Here is a 19,716-nt window from a genome sequence, read left to right as displayed (position 1 = left end):
CGTTGCACAATATGGCATAATCGATGTGGATCACTCACACAGGCAGTAGCAGTACTCAACAAATATGATGAAGACGCTTTACGACAAACTCTGGGAATCCCACGTGGTCAAGGCCGAAGACGACGGCACCACGATCTTGTATATCGACCGCCATCTGGTGCACGAAGTCACCAGTCCGCAGGCCTTTGACGGCCTGCGCGCCGCCCAGCGCGCGCCATGGCGGGTATCGGCCAATCTGGCCGTGGCCGACCACAATGTGCCGACCACCGGGCGCGATCAGGGCATCGCCGATCCCGTCTCGCGGCTGCAGGTCGAGACGCTGGACAGCAACGCCAAGTCCTACGGCCTGACCTATTTCAATATGAACGACAAGCGTCAGGGCATCGTCCACGTGATCGGGCCTGAACAGGGCGCGACCCTGCCGGGCATGACGGTGGTGTGCGGCGACTCGCACACGTCTACCCACGGCGCGTTCGGCGCTCTGGCGCACGGCATCGGCACTTCGGAAGTGGAGCACGTGCTGGCGACCCAGACCCTGCTGCAGAAAAAATCCAAAGCCATGCTGGTGCAGGTGGATGGTGCGCTGCCGGCCGGCGTGACGGCCAAGGACATTGTGCTGGCCATCATCGGCAAGATCGGCACGGCCGGCGGTACCGGCTACTGCATCGAATTCGGCGGTTCCACCATCCGCGCGCTGTCGATGGAAGGCCGTATGACGGTGTGCAATATGGCGATCGAAGCGGGCGCGCGCGCCGGCATCATCGGCGTGGACGACACCACCATCAACTACGTCAAAGGCCGCCCGTTCTCGCCGGTCGGTCCGCACTGGGACCGCGCGGTCGAATACTGGCGCACCCTGCACTCGGATGCGGGCGCGCGCTTCGATCTGGTGGTGACGCTGAATGCGGCCGAGATCAAGCCGCAGGTCACCTGGGGCACGTCGCCGGAAATGGTGCTGGCCATCGATGGCCGCATCCCTGATCCGGACCATGAAAAAGACGAGGTCAAACGCAGCGCCATCGAAAAAGCGCTGGTCTACATGGACCTGAAGCCGAATACCGCCATCAGCGATATCCGCATCGACAAGGTGTTCATCGGTTCCTGCACCAACTCGCGCATCGAAGACCTGCGCGCCGCCGCCGAAGTGGTGCGCGGCAAGCAGCGCGCCTCCAACGTCAAGCTGGCGATGGTGGTGCCGGGCTCCGGTCTGGTAAAAGAGCAGGCCGAACGCGAAGGTCTGGACCGCATCTTCCGCGATGCCGGTTTCGAATGGCGCGATCCGGGCTGCTCGATGTGTCTGGCCATGAATGCCGACCGTCTGGACCCGGGCGAGCGCTGCGCTTCCACTTCCAACCGCAATTTCGAAGGACGCCAGGGTCAGGGCGGTCGCACCCATCTGGTGTCGCCCGCGATGGCTGCGGCAGCCGGTATCGCCGGCCACTTCGTTGACGTACGCAGTCTGCGTTAATTGAACTCTTACGACCCACGAGGCCCCATTATGAAAAAACTGATCGCACTGACTATTCTTGCCATGACTACCCTGTTCCTGACCGGCTGCAACACCGTCGCCGGTATCGGCAAGGATGTGCAGAAAGCCGGCCAGGCGGTGCAGGGCGCCGCGGGCCATTAAAACGGACCCCCATGACGGCGCGCAGTACGTTCTGCGCTGCCGTCCACTTATAGAGCATCATGGATAAATTTACGATTTATGAAGGGCTGGTAGCACCGCTCGATCGCGCCAACGTCGATACGGACGCCATCATTCCCAAGCAATTCCTCAAGTCCATCCACCGCACCGGCTTCGGTCCCAACCTGTTCGACGAATGGCGCTATCTGGACCACGGCGAACCGGGCATGGACAACAGCAAGCGTCCGCTCAATCCCGATTTCGTGCTGAACCAGCCGCGCTATCAGGGCGCTTCGATCCTGCTGGCGCGCAAGAACTTCGGCTGCGGCTCCTCGCGCGAGCACGCCCCATGGGCGCTCGACCAGTATGGCTTCCGCGCCATCATCGCGCCCTCGTTTGCCGACATCTTCTTCAACAACTGCTACAAGAGCGGCTTGCTGCCCATCGTTTTATCCGAAACGCAGATCGATCATCTGTTCAATGAAGTCAAGGCCTTCCCCGGTTACCGTCTGGTGGTGGACCTTGAACAGCAGCGCATTTCCACCAGCAATGGCAGCGTCTCCTACCCATTCGAGATCGACGCCTTCCGCAAATACTGCCTGATGAACGGGCTCGACGATATCGGCCTGACCCTGCGTCATGCCGACACTATCCGTGCTTTCGAAGAGCGCCATCTGGCTAGCCAGCCCTGGCTGGCCAATGTCATCTAAACGCTAACCAAGATCACAACATGAAAATCGCAATTCTCCCGGGCGACGGTATCGGCCCGGAAATCGTGGCCCAGGCCGTCAAGGTGCTGAACGTCCTCGGTGAACCGTTCGAACTGGAAACGGCACCGGTCGGCGGCGCCGGCTACGCGGCCCATGGCCATCCGCTGCCGGAAGGCACGCTGGCACTGGCCAAAGCGGCTGACGCCGTGCTGTTCGGCGCCGTCGGCGACTACCAGTACGACAATCTGGAACGCTCGCTGCGTCCCGAGCAGGCTATTCTGGGCCTGCGCAAGCAACTGGGTCTGTTCGCCAACCTGCGTCCGGCCATCCTGTATCCGGAACTGGCCGGCGCGTCGACGCTGAAGCCGGAAGTGGTGTCCGGGCTGGACATCCTGATCATCCGCGAACTGACCGGTGACATCTACTTCGGCCAGCCGCGCGGCGTGCGCGAGTGCCCGGACGGCCCGTTCAAAGGCCAGCGCGAAGGTTACGACACCATGCGCTATGCGGAAGGCGAAATCCGCCGCATCGCCCACGTGGCCTTCCAGGCTGCGCAGAAGCGCGACAAGCGCCTGACCAGCGTGGACAAGGCCAATGTGCTGGAAACCTTCCAGTTCTGGAAAGACATCGTGATCGACGTGCACAAGGAATATCCGGACGTCGCGCTCGAACACATGTATGTCGATAACGCTGCCATGCAGCTGGTGCGCGCACCGAAAAAGTTCGATGTGATCGTGACCGGCAATATGTTCGGCGACATCCTCAGCGATGCAGCGGCCATGCTGACCGGTTCGATCGGCATGCTGCCATCGGCCTCGCTCGACGCCAGCAACAAGGGCCTGTACGAACCCTCGCACGGCTCGGCGCCGGACATCGCCGGCAAAGGCATCGCCAATCCGCTGGCGACCATACTGTCGGCCGCCATGATGCTGCGCTTCTCGCTGAACAAGCCGGAACAGGCGGACCGTATCGAGAACGCCGTCAAGGCCGTGCTGGCGCAAGGTCTGCGCACTGCCGATATCTACGAAGCCGGCACCACCAAGGTGGGCACGGAAGAAATGGGTAACGCCGTGGTGAAAGCGCTGGTGTAAAGAAGTACGCACAGGGACTGACTGCCGCAACAGCTGGGGAAAGCCAAGCTACAGCAGTCCCGCTCGGGAAGAAACTGAAACTCAAGGAATAATTATGAAACTGGTAGGCTTGGTAGGTTGGCGTGGTATGGTCGGTTCGGTGCTGATGCAGCGTATGCAGGAAGAGGGCGATTTCGCCCACATCGAGCCAGTGTTCTTCACTACTTCGAATCCCGGCGGCGATGCCCCGAAGATGGCGAAGAATGAAACCAAACTGAAAAGCGCCACCGATATCGACGAACTGAAAAAGTGCGAAATCATCATTTCGTGCCAGGGCGGCGATTACACCACCGAAGTGTTCCCGAAGCTGCGCGCAGCAGGCTGGAACGGCTACTGGATCGACGCAGCGTCCACGCTGCGGATCGAAAAAGATGCCGTGATCGTACTCGATCCGGTAAATATGCACGTGATCAAGGACGCGCTGGGCAAGGGCGTGAAGAACTTCATCGGCGGTAACTGCACGGTATCGTGCATGCTGATCGGTCTGGGTGGCCTGTTCCAGCACAATCTGGTGGAGTGGATGACTTCCATGACCTATCAGGCCGCTTCGGGCGGCGGTGCCCAGCACATGCGCGAACTGCTGACCCAGTTCGGCACCATCAACAGCGCCATCAAGCCGCTGCTGGACAATCCTGCTTCGGCGATTCTGGAAATCGACCGTCAGGTGCTGGCTACCCAGCACGGCCTGACGGCGGACGAAACCAAGCAGTTCGGCGTGCCGCTGGCAGGCAACCTGATTCCATGGATCGACAAGGATCTGGGCAACGGCCAGTCGAAAGAAGAGTGGAAAGCCGGCGCGGAAACCAACAAGATTCTGGGTCTGGGCGCCGATTTCGGTTCCAAGCCTATCCCCGTCGACGGCCTGTGCGTACGGATCGGCGCCATGCGCTGCCACTCGCAGGCACTGACCATCAAGCTGAAAAAAGATGTGCCGCTGGACGAGATCACCGACATCATCGCTTCCGCCAACCAGTGGGCCAAAGTGGTGCCTAACACCCGCGAAGCGTCGATGAAAGACCTGTCGCCAGCCGCCGTGACCGGCGGCCTGACCATCCCTGTGGGCCGTCTGCGCAAACTGGAAATGGGGCCGGACTACCTGTCGGCCTTCACCGTGGGCGACCAGCTGCTGTGGGGCGCGGCCGAACCGCTGCGCCGTATGCTGCGTATTGTGCTGGACAACTAAGCTAGCGCTTACTTTATCTGCGTTTCAGGCGGGCGTTTGATCGCCCGAGTTGAAGGGGTTTTCTCTCTGTGTTCTCATAGGGAAAACCCCTTTTTTTCGTCTAAAGTGGGCGTAGACGTGACAACTGGCCCGTCATACGTCGTGCAAAGCTTGCGTGCCTGAAAGCATGATGATATGTTGGGATATCTGGGAAAGTAACATTTTCCCTCTGACAACCTAATGCTGCCCACTATGCCCGTACCGAATCGTTCCCGCTTTGCCTCGTTTGCGTTGAAAACTCTCACTGGTGCGGTGGCCAGTGCGGTGCTGATGGCCTCGGCCCATGCGGCCGGACTGGGCAAGCTGACGGTGCTGTCCTCGCTGGGCCAGCCGCTGCGCGCCGAAATCGAGCTGACTGCCGTGTCGGCGGACGAAGCGGCGGCGCTGGTGGCCAAACTGGCCCCGGCCGATGCCTACCGCGTGGCCAATATCGATTTCAATCCCGCCTTGCTGTCGCTGCGCTTCGACGTCGAGCAGCGCGCCGGCCGTCAGGTGATCAAGGTCAGTTCCAGCCAGCCGATTAACGAGCCCTTTGTCGATATGCTGATGGAGCTGAACTGGAATGGTGGCCGCATCGTGCGCGAATACACCTTCCTGCTCGATCCGGCCGAAATGCGCGCCACGCAGGCGCCGCAAGTGGCTGCGCCGGTAGATCTGGGCCGTCCGCTGCCGGCAGCGCCCGGCACACCGGCCCCCGCAGCGGCACCAGCCAGTGCTGCCGCGCCGACGCCAACGCCTGCGCCAGCGCCCGCAACGGCGGCACAAGCGCCAGCTGCACCTGCTGCTGCGCCCACTGCGCCGCCATCGTCACAGGCAGCCAGCGAATACACGGTCAAGAACGGCGACAATCTGAGCCGCATTGCCAGCCAGGTCAAGCCGCAGGATGTCTCGCTCGACATGATGCTGGTGGCACTCTACCGCGCCAATCCGGAAGCTTTTGCCGGTAACAATATGAACCGCCTGAAGTCGGGCCAGATTCTGGCCGTGCCGGGCAGCGACGATATCCGCGCCAGTGCGCCGGAAGGCGAGGCACGCGGCGTGGTCGTAGCCCATGCTGCCGACTTTGCAGCCTATCGCGCCAAACTGGCCGGGCAGGTCGCCAACAGCACGCCGGCCAAGGAAGCCGATCCGGCCCAGAATGTGACGGGCAAAATCACCGCCAAAGTGGAAGAAAAGCCGAATGCCGTGAATGCGGCCAAGGACAAGCTGACCCTGTCGAAAGCCACCAGCGGCACGCCCGAGCAGGGCAAGACCGGGCTGGCGGTGGAAGACAAGATCGCCAAACAGAAGGAACTGGAAGAGGCCGACGCCCGTACCAAGGAACTGGAAAAGAATGTACGCGATCTGGAAAACCTGATGGCGATGAAGAGCAAGGCTGCGGCCAAGGCCTCGGCCTCCGCTTCAGCTTCCGCTTCCGCTGCTGCTTCCGCTTCCGCCTCGGCTTCCGCTTCGGCGGAAGCATCGGCTCCGGCCAAGCCCAAGCGTACGCTGGTGCTGCCGCCGAAGAAAGCAGCAGAGCCTAGCATCTTCGAAATCCTGATGGACAACCTGCAATATGTCGGCATTGCCGCTGCCACCTTGCTGGCCGGCGGCGGTGCGCTGTTTGCGGCACGGCGCCGTCGCAAGTTCGAAGTGCCGAAGGAAGAAACCATCGCCGTGGAAGATCCGGCATTGACGGCGCAGTCCCTGATCGAAGAAACGGGCGGCCAGAGTGTCGATACCAGCAACAGTGTTTTCAATTCCAACTTTGCGCCGTCGGCCAGCCAGCTCGATACCAATGAAGTCGATCCGGTGGCGGAAGCCGATGTGTACATAGCCTATGGCCGCGACGCCCAGGCCGAAGAGATCCTCAAGGAAGCATTGCGCGTGCATCCGGAGCGTCATCCGGCCCGCCTGAAGCTGCTGGAAATTTACACGGCCCGTAAAGATCTGCGCGCCTTCGAGGAGCAGGCCGAGGAACTGTATGGCCTGACCCGCGGTCAGGGCGAGGACTGGACCCAGGCCGCTGCCATGGGGCAGGCGCTGGATCCGGCCAATCCGCTCTACACACGTGGCCCTGATACCTCGGCGCCAGCGGCTGCGGAAAGCGTCGCTGATGCGGCTGATCCCTTTGCGCCCGCAGCCGACATGAGTAACTTTGACGCCGGCATGGAAACCGCGCTGCCGCAAGCGGCCGATGCAGCCATTTCGCCGGCGTCGGTAGCCGCCGAGAATAGCAATCTGATGGACTTCGATCTGGGCGGCCTCAGTTTCGAGCCGGTAGACGATGCGCCTGCCGCGATCGAGCTGCCTGCCAGCGCAGCCTCAGCTGCGACGGATGCTGCTGCTTCTCCCGCGGCGGTTGCCGATCTGGACTTCACGCTCGATCTGCCGGGCGACACTGCGCCTGCCGCAGAAAGCGCCAGCGATGCACTCGACCTCGATCTGGCCGGCTTCGATCTGCAGGCGACGCTTGCACCAGCGGCCGAAGCGGCTGCCGCTGCCGCCACTGCGGAAGACGATCTGGCCGATCTGCTCAGGAGTGCCGAAGAAGTCACGCCGGCACCGGCTCCGGCCGCGCAGGAATTCGATCTGTCGAGCATCGATCTCGACCTGCCGGAAGTGGCTAGTGCCGCAGCGGCGCCGGCCGATGCCAGCGCCGACGAGCCGATGTCGGCCCAGCACATGGAAATGGACACCAAGCTCGATCTGGCCGTGGCCTATCAGGAGATCGGTGACAAGGAAGGTGCGCGCGAACTGCTGGAAGAAGTACTGCGCGGCGGTAACGGCAGCCAGATCGCCAAGGCCAACACCATGCTGGCCCAGCTGGGCTAAGTATGTTGCATCCGGCGCCGCTGCCTGGGCACGGCGCCAGCCGGTGTCCTTGCATGTGCCCGTATATAATGGCTGACTCAGAGAACAGATCGGGCAGCAATTGAAACGGATAGTAATCGGCGTCCAGTACGACGGCAATGCATGGCAGGGCTACCAGAAGCAGCCCAGTGGCCTGACCGTGCAGGACAAGCTGGAAGAGGCACTGGAAAAATTTGCCACGGTAAAACTGGCCACCACCTGCGCGGGACGCACCGACGCCGGTGTGCACGCGCTGGAGCAGGTGGTGCACTTCGATACCGAACTGGAGCGCGACGAGCACGCCTGGGTACGCGCCGCCAACGCCTTTCTGCCGCCCTCGATCAGCGTACGCTGGGCCAGACAGCTCGAAGGCGATCCGGCGGCGCAGGATTTCTTCCACGCCCGTTTTAGCGCCCATTCCCGCACTTATCACTACGTGCTGCACAACCATCCGGTGCGCAGTGCGCTGCTGGCCGGCCGGGCCGGTTTCTTCTTCCGCCCGCTGGACGTGGAACTGATGCAGCAGGCCGTGCAGCCTTTAGTGGGCTGGCACGATTTCAGCGCCTTCCGCGCGGCCCAGTGTCAGGCCAAATCGCCGATGAAACTGATGCACGAGATCAAGATCCGCCAGCAGGGCGAACTGATCGTGTTTACCATTACCGCCAGCGCCTTCCTGCACCACATGGTGCGCAATCTGGTTGGCTCGCTGGTGTATATCGGCAGCGGGCGGGAAAAGCCCGAATGGCTGGGGCAGTTGTTGGAAAGTAAAGACCGCACGCTGGCCGCGCCCACTTTCATGCCCGATGGCCTGTATCTGGCCCGTGTGGGCTATGACCTGAAATGGCAGCTGCCGCAGGAAGCGGATAGCCCCCTGGTCTGGTTTTAAAGGCTTTTAAAGGATAAGCATGGCACGCACCCGTATCAAGATTTGCGGTCTGACCCGCGTAGAAGATGTACAGGCGGCTGTGGCGGCCGGGGCCGATGCCATCGGTTTTGTGTTCTATCCTAAAAGTCCGCGCTATGTCACGCCCGAGCAGGCAGCGGCCCTGATTGCTTGCGTGCCGCCCTTCGTCACCTGTACGGGGCTGTTCGTCAATGCCAGCCCGGCAGAAGTGGCGGCCACCGTGGCCATCGCGCCTATCGCCCTGATCCAGCTGCACGGCGACGAGACGGTGGCCGAGTCGGCGGCCATTGCCGCTGCGGCCGCACGCCCCTATGTGCGCGTGTTTCGCGTCAAACCTGACACAGCGCCCGCTGATTTGCTAGAATATGAGCAACAATGCCGCGCTGCCGGTCCCTGGTTCACCAGTCTGTTGCTGGATACTTATGTGGACGCCTACGGTGGCGCTGGGAAGGGTTTTGATTGGTCTCTCATTCCAAAAGAGCTCGCGCCTCGGGTCGTTTTGAGTGGTGGCTTGAGCGTACACAACGCCACTGACGCAGTGCGCGAGGTACGCCCCTACGCGGTCGATATCAGCAGTGGTGTCGAAGCGTCCAAGGGGATCAAGGATGGCCGCAAGATCGCTGCATTTGTTGCAGCCGTGCGTGCCGGAGATGACTTAATCGAGAGAGCCACCCATCATGAATGCGCCAGCGCAGCCCCTGTTCCACGCTAAAGATTACGATTTACCCGATAACCGCGGCCACTTCGGCCCTTACGGCGGCTCCTTCGTCGCCGAAACCCTGACCTACGCTCTGGCCGAGCTGAATCAGGCTTACGAGAAATTCAGCAAAGACGCCGAATTCCTCGAAGAATTCCGTTACGAACTCAAGCACTTTGTCGGCCGTCCTTCGCCCGTCTACCACGCCAAGCGCTGGTCGCAGCAGATGGGCGGCGCGCAAGTGTTCTTCAAGCGCGAAGACCTCAACCATACGGGCGCGCACAAGATCAACAATGTGATCGGTCAGGCCCTGCTGGCTAGACGCATGGGCAAGCGCCGCATCATCGCCGAGACGGGCGCCGGCCAGCACGGCGTGGCCACGGCCACCATCTGCGCCCGCTTCGGCCTCGAATGCGTGGTCTATATGGGCAGCGAAGACGTCAAGCGTCAGGCCCAGAATGTGTACCGCATGAAGCTGCTGGGCGCTACCGTGGTGCCGGTGGAATCGGGTTCGAAAACCCTCAAGGATGCGCTCAACGAAGCCATGCGCGACTGGGTAACGAATATCGAAAATACCTTCTACATCATCGGCACGGTGGCCGGTCCCCATCCTTATCCTATGCTGGTGCGCGACTTCCAGTCCGTGATCGGCGAGGAGTGCCTGGTGCAGATGCCGGAAATGACGGGCCGTCAGCCCGACTACGTGGTGGCCTGCATCGGTGGCGGCTCGAATGCCATGGGGATTTTCTACCCTTATATCGACGAGAAGCAGGTCCGTCTGGTGGGGGTGGAAGCGGCCGGTGAAGGGCTGAATGGCGACAAGCACGCCGCTTCGCTGAGCAAGGGCTATCCGGGCGTGTTGCACGGCAATCGCACCTATCTGCTGCAGGATGAAAACGGCCAGATCATCGAAACCCATTCCGTTTCGGCGGGGCTCGATTATCCGGGGGTAGGGCCGGAGCACGCTTATCTGAAGGATAGCGGCCGGGCCCAGTACGTTTCCATCACGGATGAAGAGGCACTGGCAGCTTTCCATGACTGCTGCCATATCGAAGGCATCATTCCGGCGCTGGAGTCGTCGCACGCGCTGGCCTATGCCTTCAAGCTGGCGGCCACGCTGCCAGCCGACCAGATTATTCTGGCTAACCTGTCGGGCCGGGGCGACAAGGACATGCATACGGTGGCTGAACGTATGGGTTTGAATTTCAATTAAGGAGCCGGCATGTCCCTCATCGCACAAACTTTTGCCGAACTGAAGGCTCAGAACAGGACGGCCCTGATTACTTTCATCACGGCCGGTGATCCGGCGCCCGGCCTGACCGTGGCGCTGATGCATGCCATGGTGGCCGGTGGCGCCAACATTCTCGAACTCGGTGTGCCGTTTTCCGACCCGATGGCGGAAGGCCCCGTGATCCAGCGCGCCTGCGAGCGGGCGCTGGCGCAGGGCGTGGGCATCATGGATGTCTTCGCCATGGTGGCAGAGTTCCGCCAGACCAATCAGCACACGCCCGTCGTGCTGATGGGCTATGCCAATCCTATCGAGCGTATCGGCGCGGCACGTTTCATTGCCGAATCGCAGCAAGCCGGTGCCGATGGCGCCATCGTGGTCGATTATCCGCCGGAAGAGTGCGAGGAATTTTCGGCAGCCATGCGTGCTGGCGGGCTCGATCTGATCTTCCTGCTGGCGCCCACTTCCACCGAGCAGCGCATTGCCCAGGTGGCCAAGGTGGGCGGCGGCTTCAGCTACTACGTCTCGCTCAAGGGCGTCACGGGGGCGGGCAATATCGATACGGTGGAAGTGGCCGAGCGTCTGAAGGCGATCCGCCAGCACGTGCCGCTGCCGATAGGCGTCGGCTTCGGCATCCGTGATGGTGCGACGGCGCGCGCTGTGGCCGAAGTGGCGGATGCCGTCGTGATCGGCAGCCGCATCATTCAGGAAATCGAAAACGTGGGCGCGGAGAAAGCCGTGGCCGCCGTTGAAAGTTTCGTGGCCGGCATACGCAGCGTGCTCGACGCTTAATTCCCCAGTTTAGTTCCCCTTTGTGCGCCCGTTTGGCGCACATCAAATTCCGCGGCTCACCTTGCTCCATAGTCGGACACTGACTATGGTGAAAGGGAGCCGTGGTGCGTTTTCTCTCCGATCCCAATAAAGCCCGCCTGAATTTACTCAAGCACCGCGTCAGCTTTGACGAGGCGTCTACGGTGTTCGACGATGTTCTTGCTTGTCACTGGGCCGATGTCGACCATTCAGGCACTGAGCAGCGCTATCAGATATTGGGCCTGAGTCAACGCGGTCGGTTGTTGATTGTGACTTATAGTTGTCAGCTTGGTGACATTGTCAGAATTATTTCGGCGCGTCTTGCCTTTGGGTGGGAAAAACGCCATTACTGGAGGCGTATATGAATAATATTAATCACGAGGGGCAGGAGCCGATGGAAGAAGGGCCGCGCGAGGCTGGATGCTGGGTGCCGATCGCCAATCCGTTTGCAGCCGGCGGGGGCGAACTGAGACTGCGGTTGCACAAAGATGTAATTGCCTATTTCGCAAGTATCGGTGCCGATGCTGGCTGGCCAGCGGAAAGAATTATGGAATTGTATTTAAGAAACATTGCTCGATCCGGTTACCGGATTCCACTGGAACTGACCAGTATCAAGGAGTTTTTGTCAGCAAAACAGTAGGGGATTTACTCTAAAACGGGGGCGGGAACATGACGAAATCGAAAAATTAATGTATCGCAATGTTCGACAGGGGGGCAAGAAACGGCTACACTTCGGCCACAAGTTTGCTGTAAGGAGAATTTATGAGTTGGTTGGAAAAACTGCTGCCCCCACGAATCCAGCGTTCCGATGCTGGCGCGCGCAAGACCATGCCCGAAGGTCTGTGGGTCAAATGCCCATCCTGCGAAGCCGTGCTGTACCGCACCGATCTGGAATCGAACCTGCATGTTTGCCCTAAATGCGACCATCACATGCGTATCCGTGCGCGCGAACGTCTGGACAGCCTGTTCGACGCCGGTGGCCGCTATGAAATCGGCATGGACACCCTGCCAGTCGATAGCCTGAAATTCAAAGACAGCAAAAAATACCCTGACCGCCTGAAACAGGCCATGGAAGCCACCGGCGAGACCGATGCGCTGATCGTCATGGGCGGCTCCATCATGAGCCTGCCAGTGGTGGTGGCCTGCTTCGAGTTCGAATTCATGGGCGGTTCCATGGGTTCCGTGGTGGGCGAGCGTTTCGTCCGTGGCGCGCAGGTAGCGCTGGAACAGAAAGTGCCTTTCGTCTGCATCACGGCCACCGGAGGTGCGCGTATGCAGGAAGGCCTGATGTCGCTGATGCAGATGGCCAAAACCACGGCCATGCTGACCAAGTTGTCGGACAAGAAACTGCCATTCATCAGCGTGCTGACCGACCCGACCATGGGTGGCGTGTCGGCCTCGTTTGCCTTCATGGGCGACGTGGTGATCGCCGAGCCGAAAGCCCTGATCGGCTTCGCCGGTCCGCGCGTGATCGAAAACACGGTGCGGGAAAAACTGCCGGAAGGCTTCCAGCGTGCCGAGTTCCTCGTCACCAAGGGTGCCGTGGACATGATCGTAGACCGCCGCAAGATGCGCGAAGAAATCGCCCGCCTGCTGGCTCTGCTGCAGAATCAGGCCGCCGAAGTCCTCGCCTAAAATTCGCTGGCTTTGCCACGCAACGGCGCGCAATCCGGTATCATCCGGCCTGCGCGCCGTTTTACATTCCGAGTCAACATCATGTCTAGCTCCCCAACTACCCCTGTTTCGCCCCCTGCATCCACCCCCGATAAGCTGTCTGACTGGCTAGCGCTGCTGGAGTCGCGCCACGCCGAAACCGTCATCAACATGGGGCTGGACCGCGTTCTCGCTGTCAAACAACGTTTGCAGCTGCAATTTAGCTGCCCCGTCATCATGGTGGCCGGCACCAACGGCAAAGGCTCGACCTGCGCCATGCTGGAATCGGTGCTGCTGCGCGCCGGTTACAAGGTGGGCCTGTACATCAAGCCGCACTTCCTCGACTTTAACGAGCGCGCCCGCGTGAATGGCGATCTGGCCAGCGACGCCGCGCTGGTAGCGGCCTTCAATGCCGTCGAAGCGGTGCGCGGCGATACCCCGCTGACGTATTTCGAATTCACCACGCTGGCCATCATGCACCTGCTGTCTGCTGCCGGCATGGATGTGGTGATACTGGAAGTGGGCTTGGGGGGGCGTCTGGACGCGGTCAATATCGTCGATGCCGATGTGGCCATCGTCACCAGCGTGGATATCGACCATACCGACTACCTTGGCGATACGCGTGTAGCCATCGGTTTCGAAAAAGCCGGTATTTTCCGCGCCGGTAAAACGGCGATCTGCTCCGATCCGGTGCCGCCGCAGTCCCTGATCGACCATGCCGAAGCGATCGGCGCCGATCTGTGGCTGATGGGGCGCGATTTCAATTACTCGGGCGACAAGCAGCAGTGGAACTACGGTGGCCGTGGCCAGCGCCGCAATGCACTGGCCTATCCTAGCCTGCGCGGCGCCAATCAGATACTGAATGCCTGCGCTGCGCTGGCTGCGCTGGAGGCGCTCAAGCTGGAGCTGCCCGTGGGCGCGCAGGAAGTGCGTACGGGGCTGGTGACGGTGGAGCTGCCGGGCCGCTTCCAGGTGCTGCCGGGCCGTCCTAGCGTGATTCTCGATGTGGCGCATAATCCGCACGCGGCGGCGGCCCTGAACCAGAACCTCGGCAACATGGGCTACCACCCTTACACCTATGCCGTGTTCGGTTCCATGCACGACAAGGATATCGACGGCGTGATCGCTGCCATGTCCGAACATGTCGATCACTGGTGTCTGGCCACGCTGCCGTCGCCACGCTCGGCCACGGCGGCCGAACTGGCGGCCAAAGTACAGGCAGTGCAGCCGGAACGGGACGAACGCACCATCCAGAGCTTCGACGATCCGGGCGCGGCCTATGCAAATGCCATCAGCCGGGCCGGGGAGAATGATAGAATTGTGGTCTTTGGATCTTTCCTTACCGTCGCCGGTGTCATGGCGGCGCGAAAATCCGCTCTACACTGAACGCACAGGACTGAAATCACGCATGGGCTTGTTCTCGAAACTCGGTAAAAACAAGCAAGATACTGCTGGTCAGGATAGCGGCTATTACAGCAGCGCCGACGAGCAGACGATGACGGAACGCGCCCGCTCCAAGCGCGCCTCGTCGGCCAATAGCAAGGGACGCGGCGGCCGCGAACGCGACGCCGACGATCCTATGCTGCCGGAAAAAAAGCGTGCGCGCCGCCGTCTGGTGGGCGCCGTAGCGCTGGCGCTGGGCGTCGCCATCGGCCTGCCCATGGTGCTCGATTCCGAGCCCAAACCGCTGGCCTCCGATATCGAAATCAAGATACCTCCCAAAGACCGTGGCGATGTATCCGGCATGACGCCGGTGGTGGCGCAAAGCGCTGCGCTCGATGCCAAGGAAGAAATCATTGATCCGGGCAAGGGCGGGCGTGGTGCGCTGTCGCTTAAGGCGGATGCGACCATCTCTGCACCGGCTGCTGGCGCTGCCGCAACGGACACCACAGCGGCGGCTGCGCCGGCCAAAGCGGCGCCGGCACGGGTGGAAAGCACGCAAGCCGAACCGGAACTGCGCTCCGATTCGAAGGCCCGTTCCGAAGCCATCATCCGTGCCCGGCAGGAGCGCGAGGCGCGGGCCGAAGCACAGGCCCGTCAGGATGCCGATTACAAGCTGGAAGTGGAGCGCAAGACGGCCGAGGTGAAAGCGGCCGCCGATGCCAAGGCGCGCGCCGCAGCGGCCAAGCAGGCCGGTGAAAGCGCCAAACCCGGTGGCGAAGCCAAGGCTACGGAAGATGCCCGCGCGCTGGCCATTCTGGAAGGCAAACCGGCGGCCAAACCGGCTGCCGCGGCCGTCGACGGCAATCAGAAATTTGTGCTGCAAGTGGCGGCGCTGGCCGATCACGACAAAGTGGAAGAACTGCGCGATAAACTGAAAAAAGCGGGCATCAGTTCTTTCACTGAAAAGACCCCGTCCGGCGACCGGACGCGCGTGCGCGTAGGCCCGTTCAGCAACAAGGATGAAGCAGAAAAAGTCCGCACCAAGCTGGCGTCCATGGGCCTGAGCGGCCGCGTGGAAGCGCAATAAGGTAGCGCCGGGCGTGACGGTGTTCGACTATCTGCTGCTGTTTGTGCTGGGCGCCTCGGTGGTGATCAGCCTGATGCGCGGCCTGGTCAAGGAAGTGCTGTCGCTGGCCGGCTGGGTGCTGGCGTTTGTGGTGGCGAATGCCTATGCGGCAGCGCTGGCGCAGATGCTGCCGCCGGCAGTGCCGGGCGAAATACTGCGGCTGATTCTGGCGTTCATCGCTCTGTTCATCGGCGCCCGTATTCTGACGGGGCTGCTGGCCATGGCGCTTGGCGCCTTGCTGGAAGCAGGTGGCCTGAGCTGGGCTGACCGCCTGCTGGGCGTGGCGTTTGGCCTGCTGCGCGGTCTGCTGATCGTGCTGACGGTGGTGATTTTGTGCGGCATGACGGCTATGCCGCAGCAGCCTTTCTGGCGTGAGGCGCGATTGAGCCCGTATGCGGAAGCTCTCGCGCACCACGTCAAACCCCTGTTACCCGCTGCGCTCGCGCAGCATGTGAATTTTTGAAGTCTTTAAATCTGTAGTACCTGTCCAGGAGCAACATCATGTGTGGCATCGTCGGCGTCGTTTCCCATCAACCTGTCAATCAATTGCTGTATGACGCCTTGCTGCTGCTGCAGCACCGCGGTCAGGATGCGGCGGGTATTGCGACCAATCACAGCAGCATGTTCGCCATGCACAAGGCCAATGGTCTGGTGCGTGACGTCTTCCGTACCCGTAATATGCGTACGCTGCAAGGTAACTCGGGTATCGGCCACTGCCGCTACCCAACGGCCGGCTCGTCGAGCGAAGAAGAAGCGCAACCGTTCTACGTCAATGCCCCGTACGGCATCACGCTGGCGCACAACGGCAACCTGACCAACTGGGAACAGCTGAAACAGGATATGTTCAAGATCGACCGCCGCCACATCAACACGGATTCCGATTCGGAAGTGCTGCTCAACGTGCTGGCGCACGAGATCCAGAAAGCCACCACCGGCATTTCGATCGATGCGGACACCATCTTCCAGGCCGTCGCCGTGCTGCACCGCCGTGTGCGTGGCGGCTACGCTGCCGTGGCGCAGATCGCCGACGTGGGCCTGCTGGCCTTCCGTGATCCGTTCGGCATCCGTCCTCTGTGCCTGGGCAAGAACGAGACGCCGCAAGGCACCGAATACATGGTCGCTTCCGAATCGGTGGCGCTGGAAGGCATGGGCTTCCGCTTCGTGCGCGACATCGCGCCGGGCGAAGCCGTGTTCATCGATCTGGAAATGAATGTGCACACCCGCCAGTGCGCCGATCATCCTACCCTGAACCCTTGCGTGTTCGAGTTCGTGTACCTGGCCCGTCCCGATTCCGTGATCGACGGCGCTTCCGTGTACGCCACCCGTCTGAAAATGGGCGAGTATCTGGCCGAGAAAATCAAGCGCGAATTCAAGGATGGCGAGATCGATGTCGTCATGCCGATTCCCGATTCCTCGCGTCCTGCGGCGATCCAGCTGGCGCTGGCGCTGAACGTGGAATACCGCGAAGGCTTCATCAAGAACCGCTACATCGGCCGTACTTTCATCATGCCGGGCCAGGCGGCACGCAAAAAATCCGTGCGCCAGAAGCTGAACGCGATTGCCAGCGAATTCAAGGACAAAGTGGTACTGCTGGTGGATGACTCCATCGTGCGCGGCACCACCAGCCGCGAGATCGTGCAGATGGCGCGTGAAGCCGGCGCCAAGAAGGTGATTTTCGCGTCGGCCGCGCCACCGGTGATCTACCCTAACGTGTACGGCATCGACATGCCTACCCGCGACGAGCTGATCGCCTTTGGCCGCACCAACGAGGAAGTATGCCGCGAGATCACTGCCGATGCGCTGGTGTATCAGGACATCGATGCGCTGAAACGGGCGATTTCGGATGTGAATCCCGCCCTGCAGAACTTCGAAGCTTCGTGCTTCGACGGCGTGTATGTCACCGGTGACATTTCCAAGGACTATCTGGACAAGCTGGAATATGCGCGTCACAACCCCAAGGCGGGCAAGCCTGAGGATGCGGCCCGTACCCAGCTCAATTTGAATCTCGCAGCCACGGAAGGCTGATGATCGCCCGGTGCAGTGTTGCACCGGGCTTTTTTTTTTGAATCTGTACTCATGAACGACAAAAAGAATTACGGCTTTACCACCACCATCCTGCATAACGACCGCCGCAAGGGCATAGAGCATGGTTCCCTGCACAAGCCGGTGCATACCTCGGTGGCTTTCGGCTATGCCGATGCACGCCAGCTGGCTTCCGTGTTTCAGGGGAAGGAGCCGGGCTTCCGCTACGGCCGTCAGGGCAACCCTACCGTCTCTGCGCTGGAAGACAAGATCAACCAGATGGAGCAGGGCGTCGGTACGCTGTGCTTCGCTACCGGCATGGGCGCCATCGGCGCCGTGTTCCAGGCGCTGCTGCGGGCGGGCGACCATGTGGTGTCGTCCTCCTTCCTGTTCGGCAATACCAACAGCCTGTGGCAGACCACCATGGCGCAAGGCGTGGGCGTGTCGTTCGTCGATGCCACCAGCGTGGAGGCGGTAGCGGCGGCGATCAATGACAACACCCGCCTGGTGTTTGTCGAAACCATTGCCAACCCGCGTACCCAGATCGCCGATCTGGCCCGCATCGGTGAGCTGTGCCGCGCGCGCGGCATTCTTTACGTCGTCGATAACACCATGACCACGCCATATCTGTTCCGTCCGAAAGACGTGGGCGCCGGTCTGGTGGTCAATGCACTGACCAAATCCATCGGCGGCCACGGCATCGCGCTGGGCGGCAGCCTGACCGATACGGGCGCATACGACTGGACCCGCTTCCCGAATATCTACGAGAACTACAAGAAGGCGGCAGCCAGGCAGTGGGGGCTGGCGCAGATCCGTGCCAAGGGCTTGCGCGACTTCGGCGCATCGCTGGCGCCGGAAGCGGCGCACCACATCGCCGTGGGGGCGGAAACGCTGGCGCTGCGCATGGAACGCACCTGCGCCAACGCGCTGGCGCTGGCGCGGCTGCTGGAGGCGGACCAGCGCGTGGCGGCCGTCTACTATCCGGGGCTGGCCTCGCACCCGCAGCACGCGCTGGCCGGTGAACTGTTCCGCAGCTATGGCTCGCTGCTGAGCTTCGAGCTGAAAGACGGTATCGATTGTTTCGACTTCCTGAATCGCTTGCAGCTGGCGATACCGGCGTCGAATCTGGGCGATACCCGCACCCTGATTATTCCGGTGGCGCATACCATTTTCTACGAGATGGGCGCCGAGCGCCGTGCCACGATGGGCATTGCCGAATCGCTGATCCGGGTTTCCGTCGGCATCGAGGATACGGACGATTTGCTGGCGGATTTTGCCAGCGCGCTCAACGCCAGCTAAGCAGACCATCCGCACATAAAAAAGGGGAGGTGGCACCAGCAGGCTGGTGCCACCTCCCCGATTTGTTTGTGCCGGGGGGCTTAGTGCCAGGTGCGCATCAGGCCTACTGCCAGACCTTCGAGGGCGAATTCGTCTGCCTCGGGATCGACCTTGATGATCTTGAAGTCGGGATTTTCCGGCAGCAGTTCGATACTGCTGCCTGTCTTGCGGTAGCGCTTGACGGTGACTTCGTTGCCGATGCGGGCCACGACGATCTGGCCATTCTTGGCGCTATCGACTTTTTTCACGGCCAGCAGGTCGCCATCCATGATGCCGGCATCGCGCATCGATTCGCCCCGTACCTTGAGCAGGTAGTCGGGCTTGGACGCAAACATGGCAGGATCGACGCTGTAGCTGGTTTCCAGATTTTCCTGTGCGAGGATGGGCGAACCGGCGGCCACGCGGCCGATCAGGGGCAGCGACATCATCAGCGCGGCCGGTACTTTCGGCAGGGCCGCTTCGGCATGGCTGCCCAGCAGGCGGATGCCGCGCGAAGTGCCGGCGGCGATTTCGATGGCGCCCTTGCGCGCCAGTGCCTGCAAATGTTCTTCCGCTGCGTTGGCCGATTTGAAGCCTAGTTCCTGGGCGATTTCGGCGCGGGTCGGCGGGAAACCCGTGTTCTCGATGGCATCCTTGATCAGATTAAGGATCTGTTCCTGCCGTGCGGTGAGCTTGATCATAGAGAGTGCATTTGGCCTGTGTATATAGACAGTCTGTATTTTTGTACAGTGTGGCGGTAAATGCAAGGGGATTTGTTGCTTTGAGCGAAATAAATTTACCAACTGGAGAGCGGCTTGATAGAGGGATGCAAAAAATGGGCTTCGGTCTAATTCGGTCTAAATGAGTCTATACGAGTCTAAAAATGGCTCGCAGGACAAATTTCTAGACCAATTTAGACTTTTTCGGGGTAAGCGTAAAGCCAGCACCGTCTGGACGTAGAAACCGCCCCCAGCCATGATCGAATTTTGGCACAGCAGTTGTGCCCACAAATTTAATTATGGACACAAATTTTCAACCAGCCATTGAACGCGGAC

Annotated in this window: 19 protein-coding genes; 18 read left to right on the top strand and 1 reads right to left on the bottom strand. The window is 61.0% G+C overall.

Annotated elements, in window-relative coordinates; translation table 11 throughout:
- Window positions 1-64: 64 nt before the first annotated feature.
- From leuC to GTP27_RS02995, 18 genes are all read left to right on the top strand, one after another.
- Window positions 65-1,468: a 3-isopropylmalate dehydratase large subunit gene (leuC, locus tag GTP27_RS03080; RefSeq protein ID WP_161037730.1), complete on the top strand. Its 1,404-nt coding sequence runs from the start codon at window positions 65-67 to the stop codon at window positions 1,466-1,468.
- Window positions 1,469-1,498: 30 nt separating this feature from the next.
- Window positions 1,499-1,630 (top strand): entericidin A/B family lipoprotein, encoded by a 132-nt coding sequence (locus GTP27_RS03075; protein WP_161037729.1) that lies wholly within the window; start codon window positions 1,499-1,501, stop codon window positions 1,628-1,630.
- A gap of 59 nt (window positions 1,631-1,689) precedes the next feature.
- Window positions 1,690-2,337 (top strand): 3-isopropylmalate dehydratase small subunit, encoded by a 648-nt coding sequence (gene leuD, locus GTP27_RS03070; protein ID WP_161037728.1) that lies wholly within the window; start codon window positions 1,690-1,692, stop codon window positions 2,335-2,337.
- Between the two features lie 20 nt (window positions 2,338-2,357).
- Entirely contained in the window at window positions 2,358-3,428 is a 1,071-nt protein-coding gene (gene leuB / locus GTP27_RS03065; protein ID WP_161037727.1) for a 3-isopropylmalate dehydrogenase, read from the top strand.
- A 94-nt stretch (window positions 3,429-3,522) separates the two neighbouring features.
- Window positions 3,523-4,650 carry an aspartate-semialdehyde dehydrogenase gene (asd, locus tag GTP27_RS03060; RefSeq protein ID WP_161037726.1) on the top strand — a complete coding sequence of 376 codons (1,128 nt, stop codon included), beginning with the start codon at window positions 3,523-3,525 and terminating at the stop codon, window positions 4,648-4,650.
- A 270-nt stretch (window positions 4,651-4,920) separates the two neighbouring features.
- The gene (locus GTP27_RS03055; RefSeq protein ID WP_286173105.1) at window positions 4,921-7,503 is read left to right on the top strand and encodes a motility hub landmark protein FimV; all 2,583 of its coding nucleotides are present in this window, start codon (window positions 4,921-4,923) and stop codon (window positions 7,501-7,503) included.
- Between the two features lie 100 nt (window positions 7,504-7,603).
- On the top strand, window positions 7,604-8,407 hold the full coding sequence (gene truA, locus GTP27_RS03050) for a tRNA pseudouridine(38-40) synthase TruA (protein ID WP_161037725.1): 804 nt from the start codon (window positions 7,604-7,606) through the stop codon (window positions 8,405-8,407).
- A 19-nt stretch (window positions 8,408-8,426) separates the two neighbouring features.
- Window positions 8,427-9,137, top strand: a complete 711-nt coding sequence (locus tag GTP27_RS03045) for a phosphoribosylanthranilate isomerase (RefSeq protein ID WP_161037724.1) — start codon at window positions 8,427-8,429, stop codon at window positions 9,135-9,137.
- Window positions 9,103-10,335 carry a tryptophan synthase subunit beta gene (gene trpB, locus GTP27_RS03040; protein ID WP_161037723.1) on the top strand — a complete coding sequence of 411 codons (1,233 nt, stop codon included), beginning with the start codon at window positions 9,103-9,105 and terminating at the stop codon, window positions 10,333-10,335. The genes GTP27_RS03045 and trpB overlap by 35 nt, the downstream gene beginning before the upstream one ends.
- A 9-nt stretch (window positions 10,336-10,344) precedes the next feature.
- Window positions 10,345-11,142 carry a tryptophan synthase subunit alpha gene (gene trpA, locus GTP27_RS03035; RefSeq protein WP_161037722.1) on the top strand — a complete coding sequence of 266 codons (798 nt, stop codon included), beginning with the start codon at window positions 10,345-10,347 and terminating at the stop codon, window positions 11,140-11,142.
- Window positions 11,143-11,246: 104 nt separating this feature from the next.
- The gene (locus GTP27_RS03030) at window positions 11,247-11,525 is read left to right on the top strand and encodes a BrnT family toxin (RefSeq protein WP_161037721.1); all 279 of its coding nucleotides are present in this window, start codon (window positions 11,247-11,249) and stop codon (window positions 11,523-11,525) included.
- Window positions 11,522-11,800, top strand: coding sequence for a hypothetical protein (locus GTP27_RS03025; protein ID WP_161037720.1), 279 nt, complete (start codon window positions 11,522-11,524; stop codon window positions 11,798-11,800). The genes GTP27_RS03030 and GTP27_RS03025 overlap by 4 nt, the downstream gene beginning before the upstream one ends.
- 122 nt (window positions 11,801-11,922) lie before the next feature.
- Complete coding sequence (gene accD / locus GTP27_RS03020; RefSeq protein WP_155433388.1) at window positions 11,923-12,795, top strand: acetyl-CoA carboxylase, carboxyltransferase subunit beta; 873 nt, start codon at window positions 11,923-11,925, stop codon at window positions 12,793-12,795.
- A gap of 81 nt (window positions 12,796-12,876) precedes the next feature.
- Window positions 12,877-14,199, top strand: a complete 1,323-nt coding sequence (gene folC, locus GTP27_RS03015; protein WP_161037719.1) for a bifunctional tetrahydrofolate synthase/dihydrofolate synthase — start codon at window positions 12,877-12,879, stop codon at window positions 14,197-14,199.
- Between the two features lie 22 nt (window positions 14,200-14,221).
- Complete coding sequence (locus GTP27_RS03010; RefSeq protein WP_161037718.1) at window positions 14,222-15,283, top strand: SPOR domain-containing protein; 1,062 nt, start codon at window positions 14,222-14,224, stop codon at window positions 15,281-15,283.
- Between the two features lie 13 nt (window positions 15,284-15,296).
- Window positions 15,297-15,785 (top strand): CvpA family protein, encoded by a 489-nt coding sequence (locus tag GTP27_RS03005; RefSeq protein WP_161037717.1) that lies wholly within the window; start codon window positions 15,297-15,299, stop codon window positions 15,783-15,785.
- Between the two features lie 38 nt (window positions 15,786-15,823).
- Window positions 15,824-17,347 (top strand): amidophosphoribosyltransferase, encoded by a 1,524-nt coding sequence (gene purF / locus GTP27_RS03000; RefSeq protein ID WP_161037716.1) that lies wholly within the window; start codon window positions 15,824-15,826, stop codon window positions 17,345-17,347.
- Window positions 17,348-17,398: 51 nt separating this feature from the next.
- Window positions 17,399-18,643, top strand: a complete 1,245-nt coding sequence (locus GTP27_RS02995) for a cystathionine gamma-synthase family protein (protein WP_161037715.1) — start codon at window positions 17,399-17,401, stop codon at window positions 18,641-18,643.
- A gap of 80 nt (window positions 18,644-18,723) precedes the next feature.
- On the opposite strand, the gene lexA is transcribed toward GTP27_RS02995, so the two are convergent.
- On the bottom strand, window positions 18,724-19,362 hold the full coding sequence (gene lexA / locus GTP27_RS02990; protein ID WP_161037714.1) for a transcriptional repressor LexA: 639 nt from the start codon (window positions 19,360-19,362) through the stop codon (window positions 18,724-18,726).
- Window positions 19,363-19,716 lie beyond the last annotated feature (354 nt).

The sequence above is a fragment of the Duganella qianjiadongensis genome (assembly GCF_009857915.1).
GTDB classification, from domain to species: domain Bacteria; phylum Pseudomonadota; class Gammaproteobacteria; order Burkholderiales; family Burkholderiaceae_D; genus Rugamonas; species Rugamonas qianjiadongensis.
The sequence above is the reverse complement of the archived record's forward strand: the minus strand, read 5'-3'. Positions and strand labels throughout refer to the sequence as shown.

Coding starts and splice junctions, on each gene's coding strand:
- asd (WP_161037726.1), top strand. CDS start 3,523: ATGAAACTGGTAGGCTTGGTAGGTTGGCGTGGTATGGTCGGTTCGGTG.
- folC (WP_161037719.1), top strand. CDS start 12,877: ATGTCTAGCTCCCCAACTACCCCTGTTTCGCCCCCTGCATCCACCCCC.
- purF (WP_161037716.1), top strand. CDS start 15,824: ATGTGTGGCATCGTCGGCGTCGTTTCCCATCAACCTGTCAATCAATTG.
- leuD (WP_161037728.1), top strand. CDS start 1,690: ATGGATAAATTTACGATTTATGAAGGGCTGGTAGCACCGCTCGATCGC.
- trpA (WP_161037722.1), top strand. CDS start 10,345: ATGTCCCTCATCGCACAAACTTTTGCCGAACTGAAGGCTCAGAACAGG.
- GTP27_RS02995 (WP_161037715.1), top strand. CDS start 17,399: ATGAACGACAAAAAGAATTACGGCTTTACCACCACCATCCTGCATAAC.
- leuB (WP_161037727.1), top strand. CDS start 2,358: ATGAAAATCGCAATTCTCCCGGGCGACGGTATCGGCCCGGAAATCGTG.
- trpB (WP_161037723.1), top strand. CDS start 9,103: ATGAATGCGCCAGCGCAGCCCCTGTTCCACGCTAAAGATTACGATTTA.
- accD (WP_155433388.1), top strand. CDS start 11,923: ATGAGTTGGTTGGAAAAACTGCTGCCCCCACGAATCCAGCGTTCCGAT.
- lexA (WP_161037714.1), bottom strand. CDS start 19,362: ATGATCAAGCTCACCGCACGGCAGGAACAGATCCTTAATCTGATCAAG.
- GTP27_RS03075 (WP_161037729.1), top strand. CDS start 1,499: ATGAAAAAACTGATCGCACTGACTATTCTTGCCATGACTACCCTGTTC.
- GTP27_RS03010 (WP_161037718.1), top strand. CDS start 14,222: ATGGGCTTGTTCTCGAAACTCGGTAAAAACAAGCAAGATACTGCTGGT.
- GTP27_RS03045 (WP_161037724.1), top strand. CDS start 8,427: ATGGCACGCACCCGTATCAAGATTTGCGGTCTGACCCGCGTAGAAGAT.
- GTP27_RS03025 (WP_161037720.1), top strand. CDS start 11,522: ATGAATAATATTAATCACGAGGGGCAGGAGCCGATGGAAGAAGGGCCG.
- leuC (WP_161037730.1), top strand. CDS start 65: ATGATGAAGACGCTTTACGACAAACTCTGGGAATCCCACGTGGTCAAG.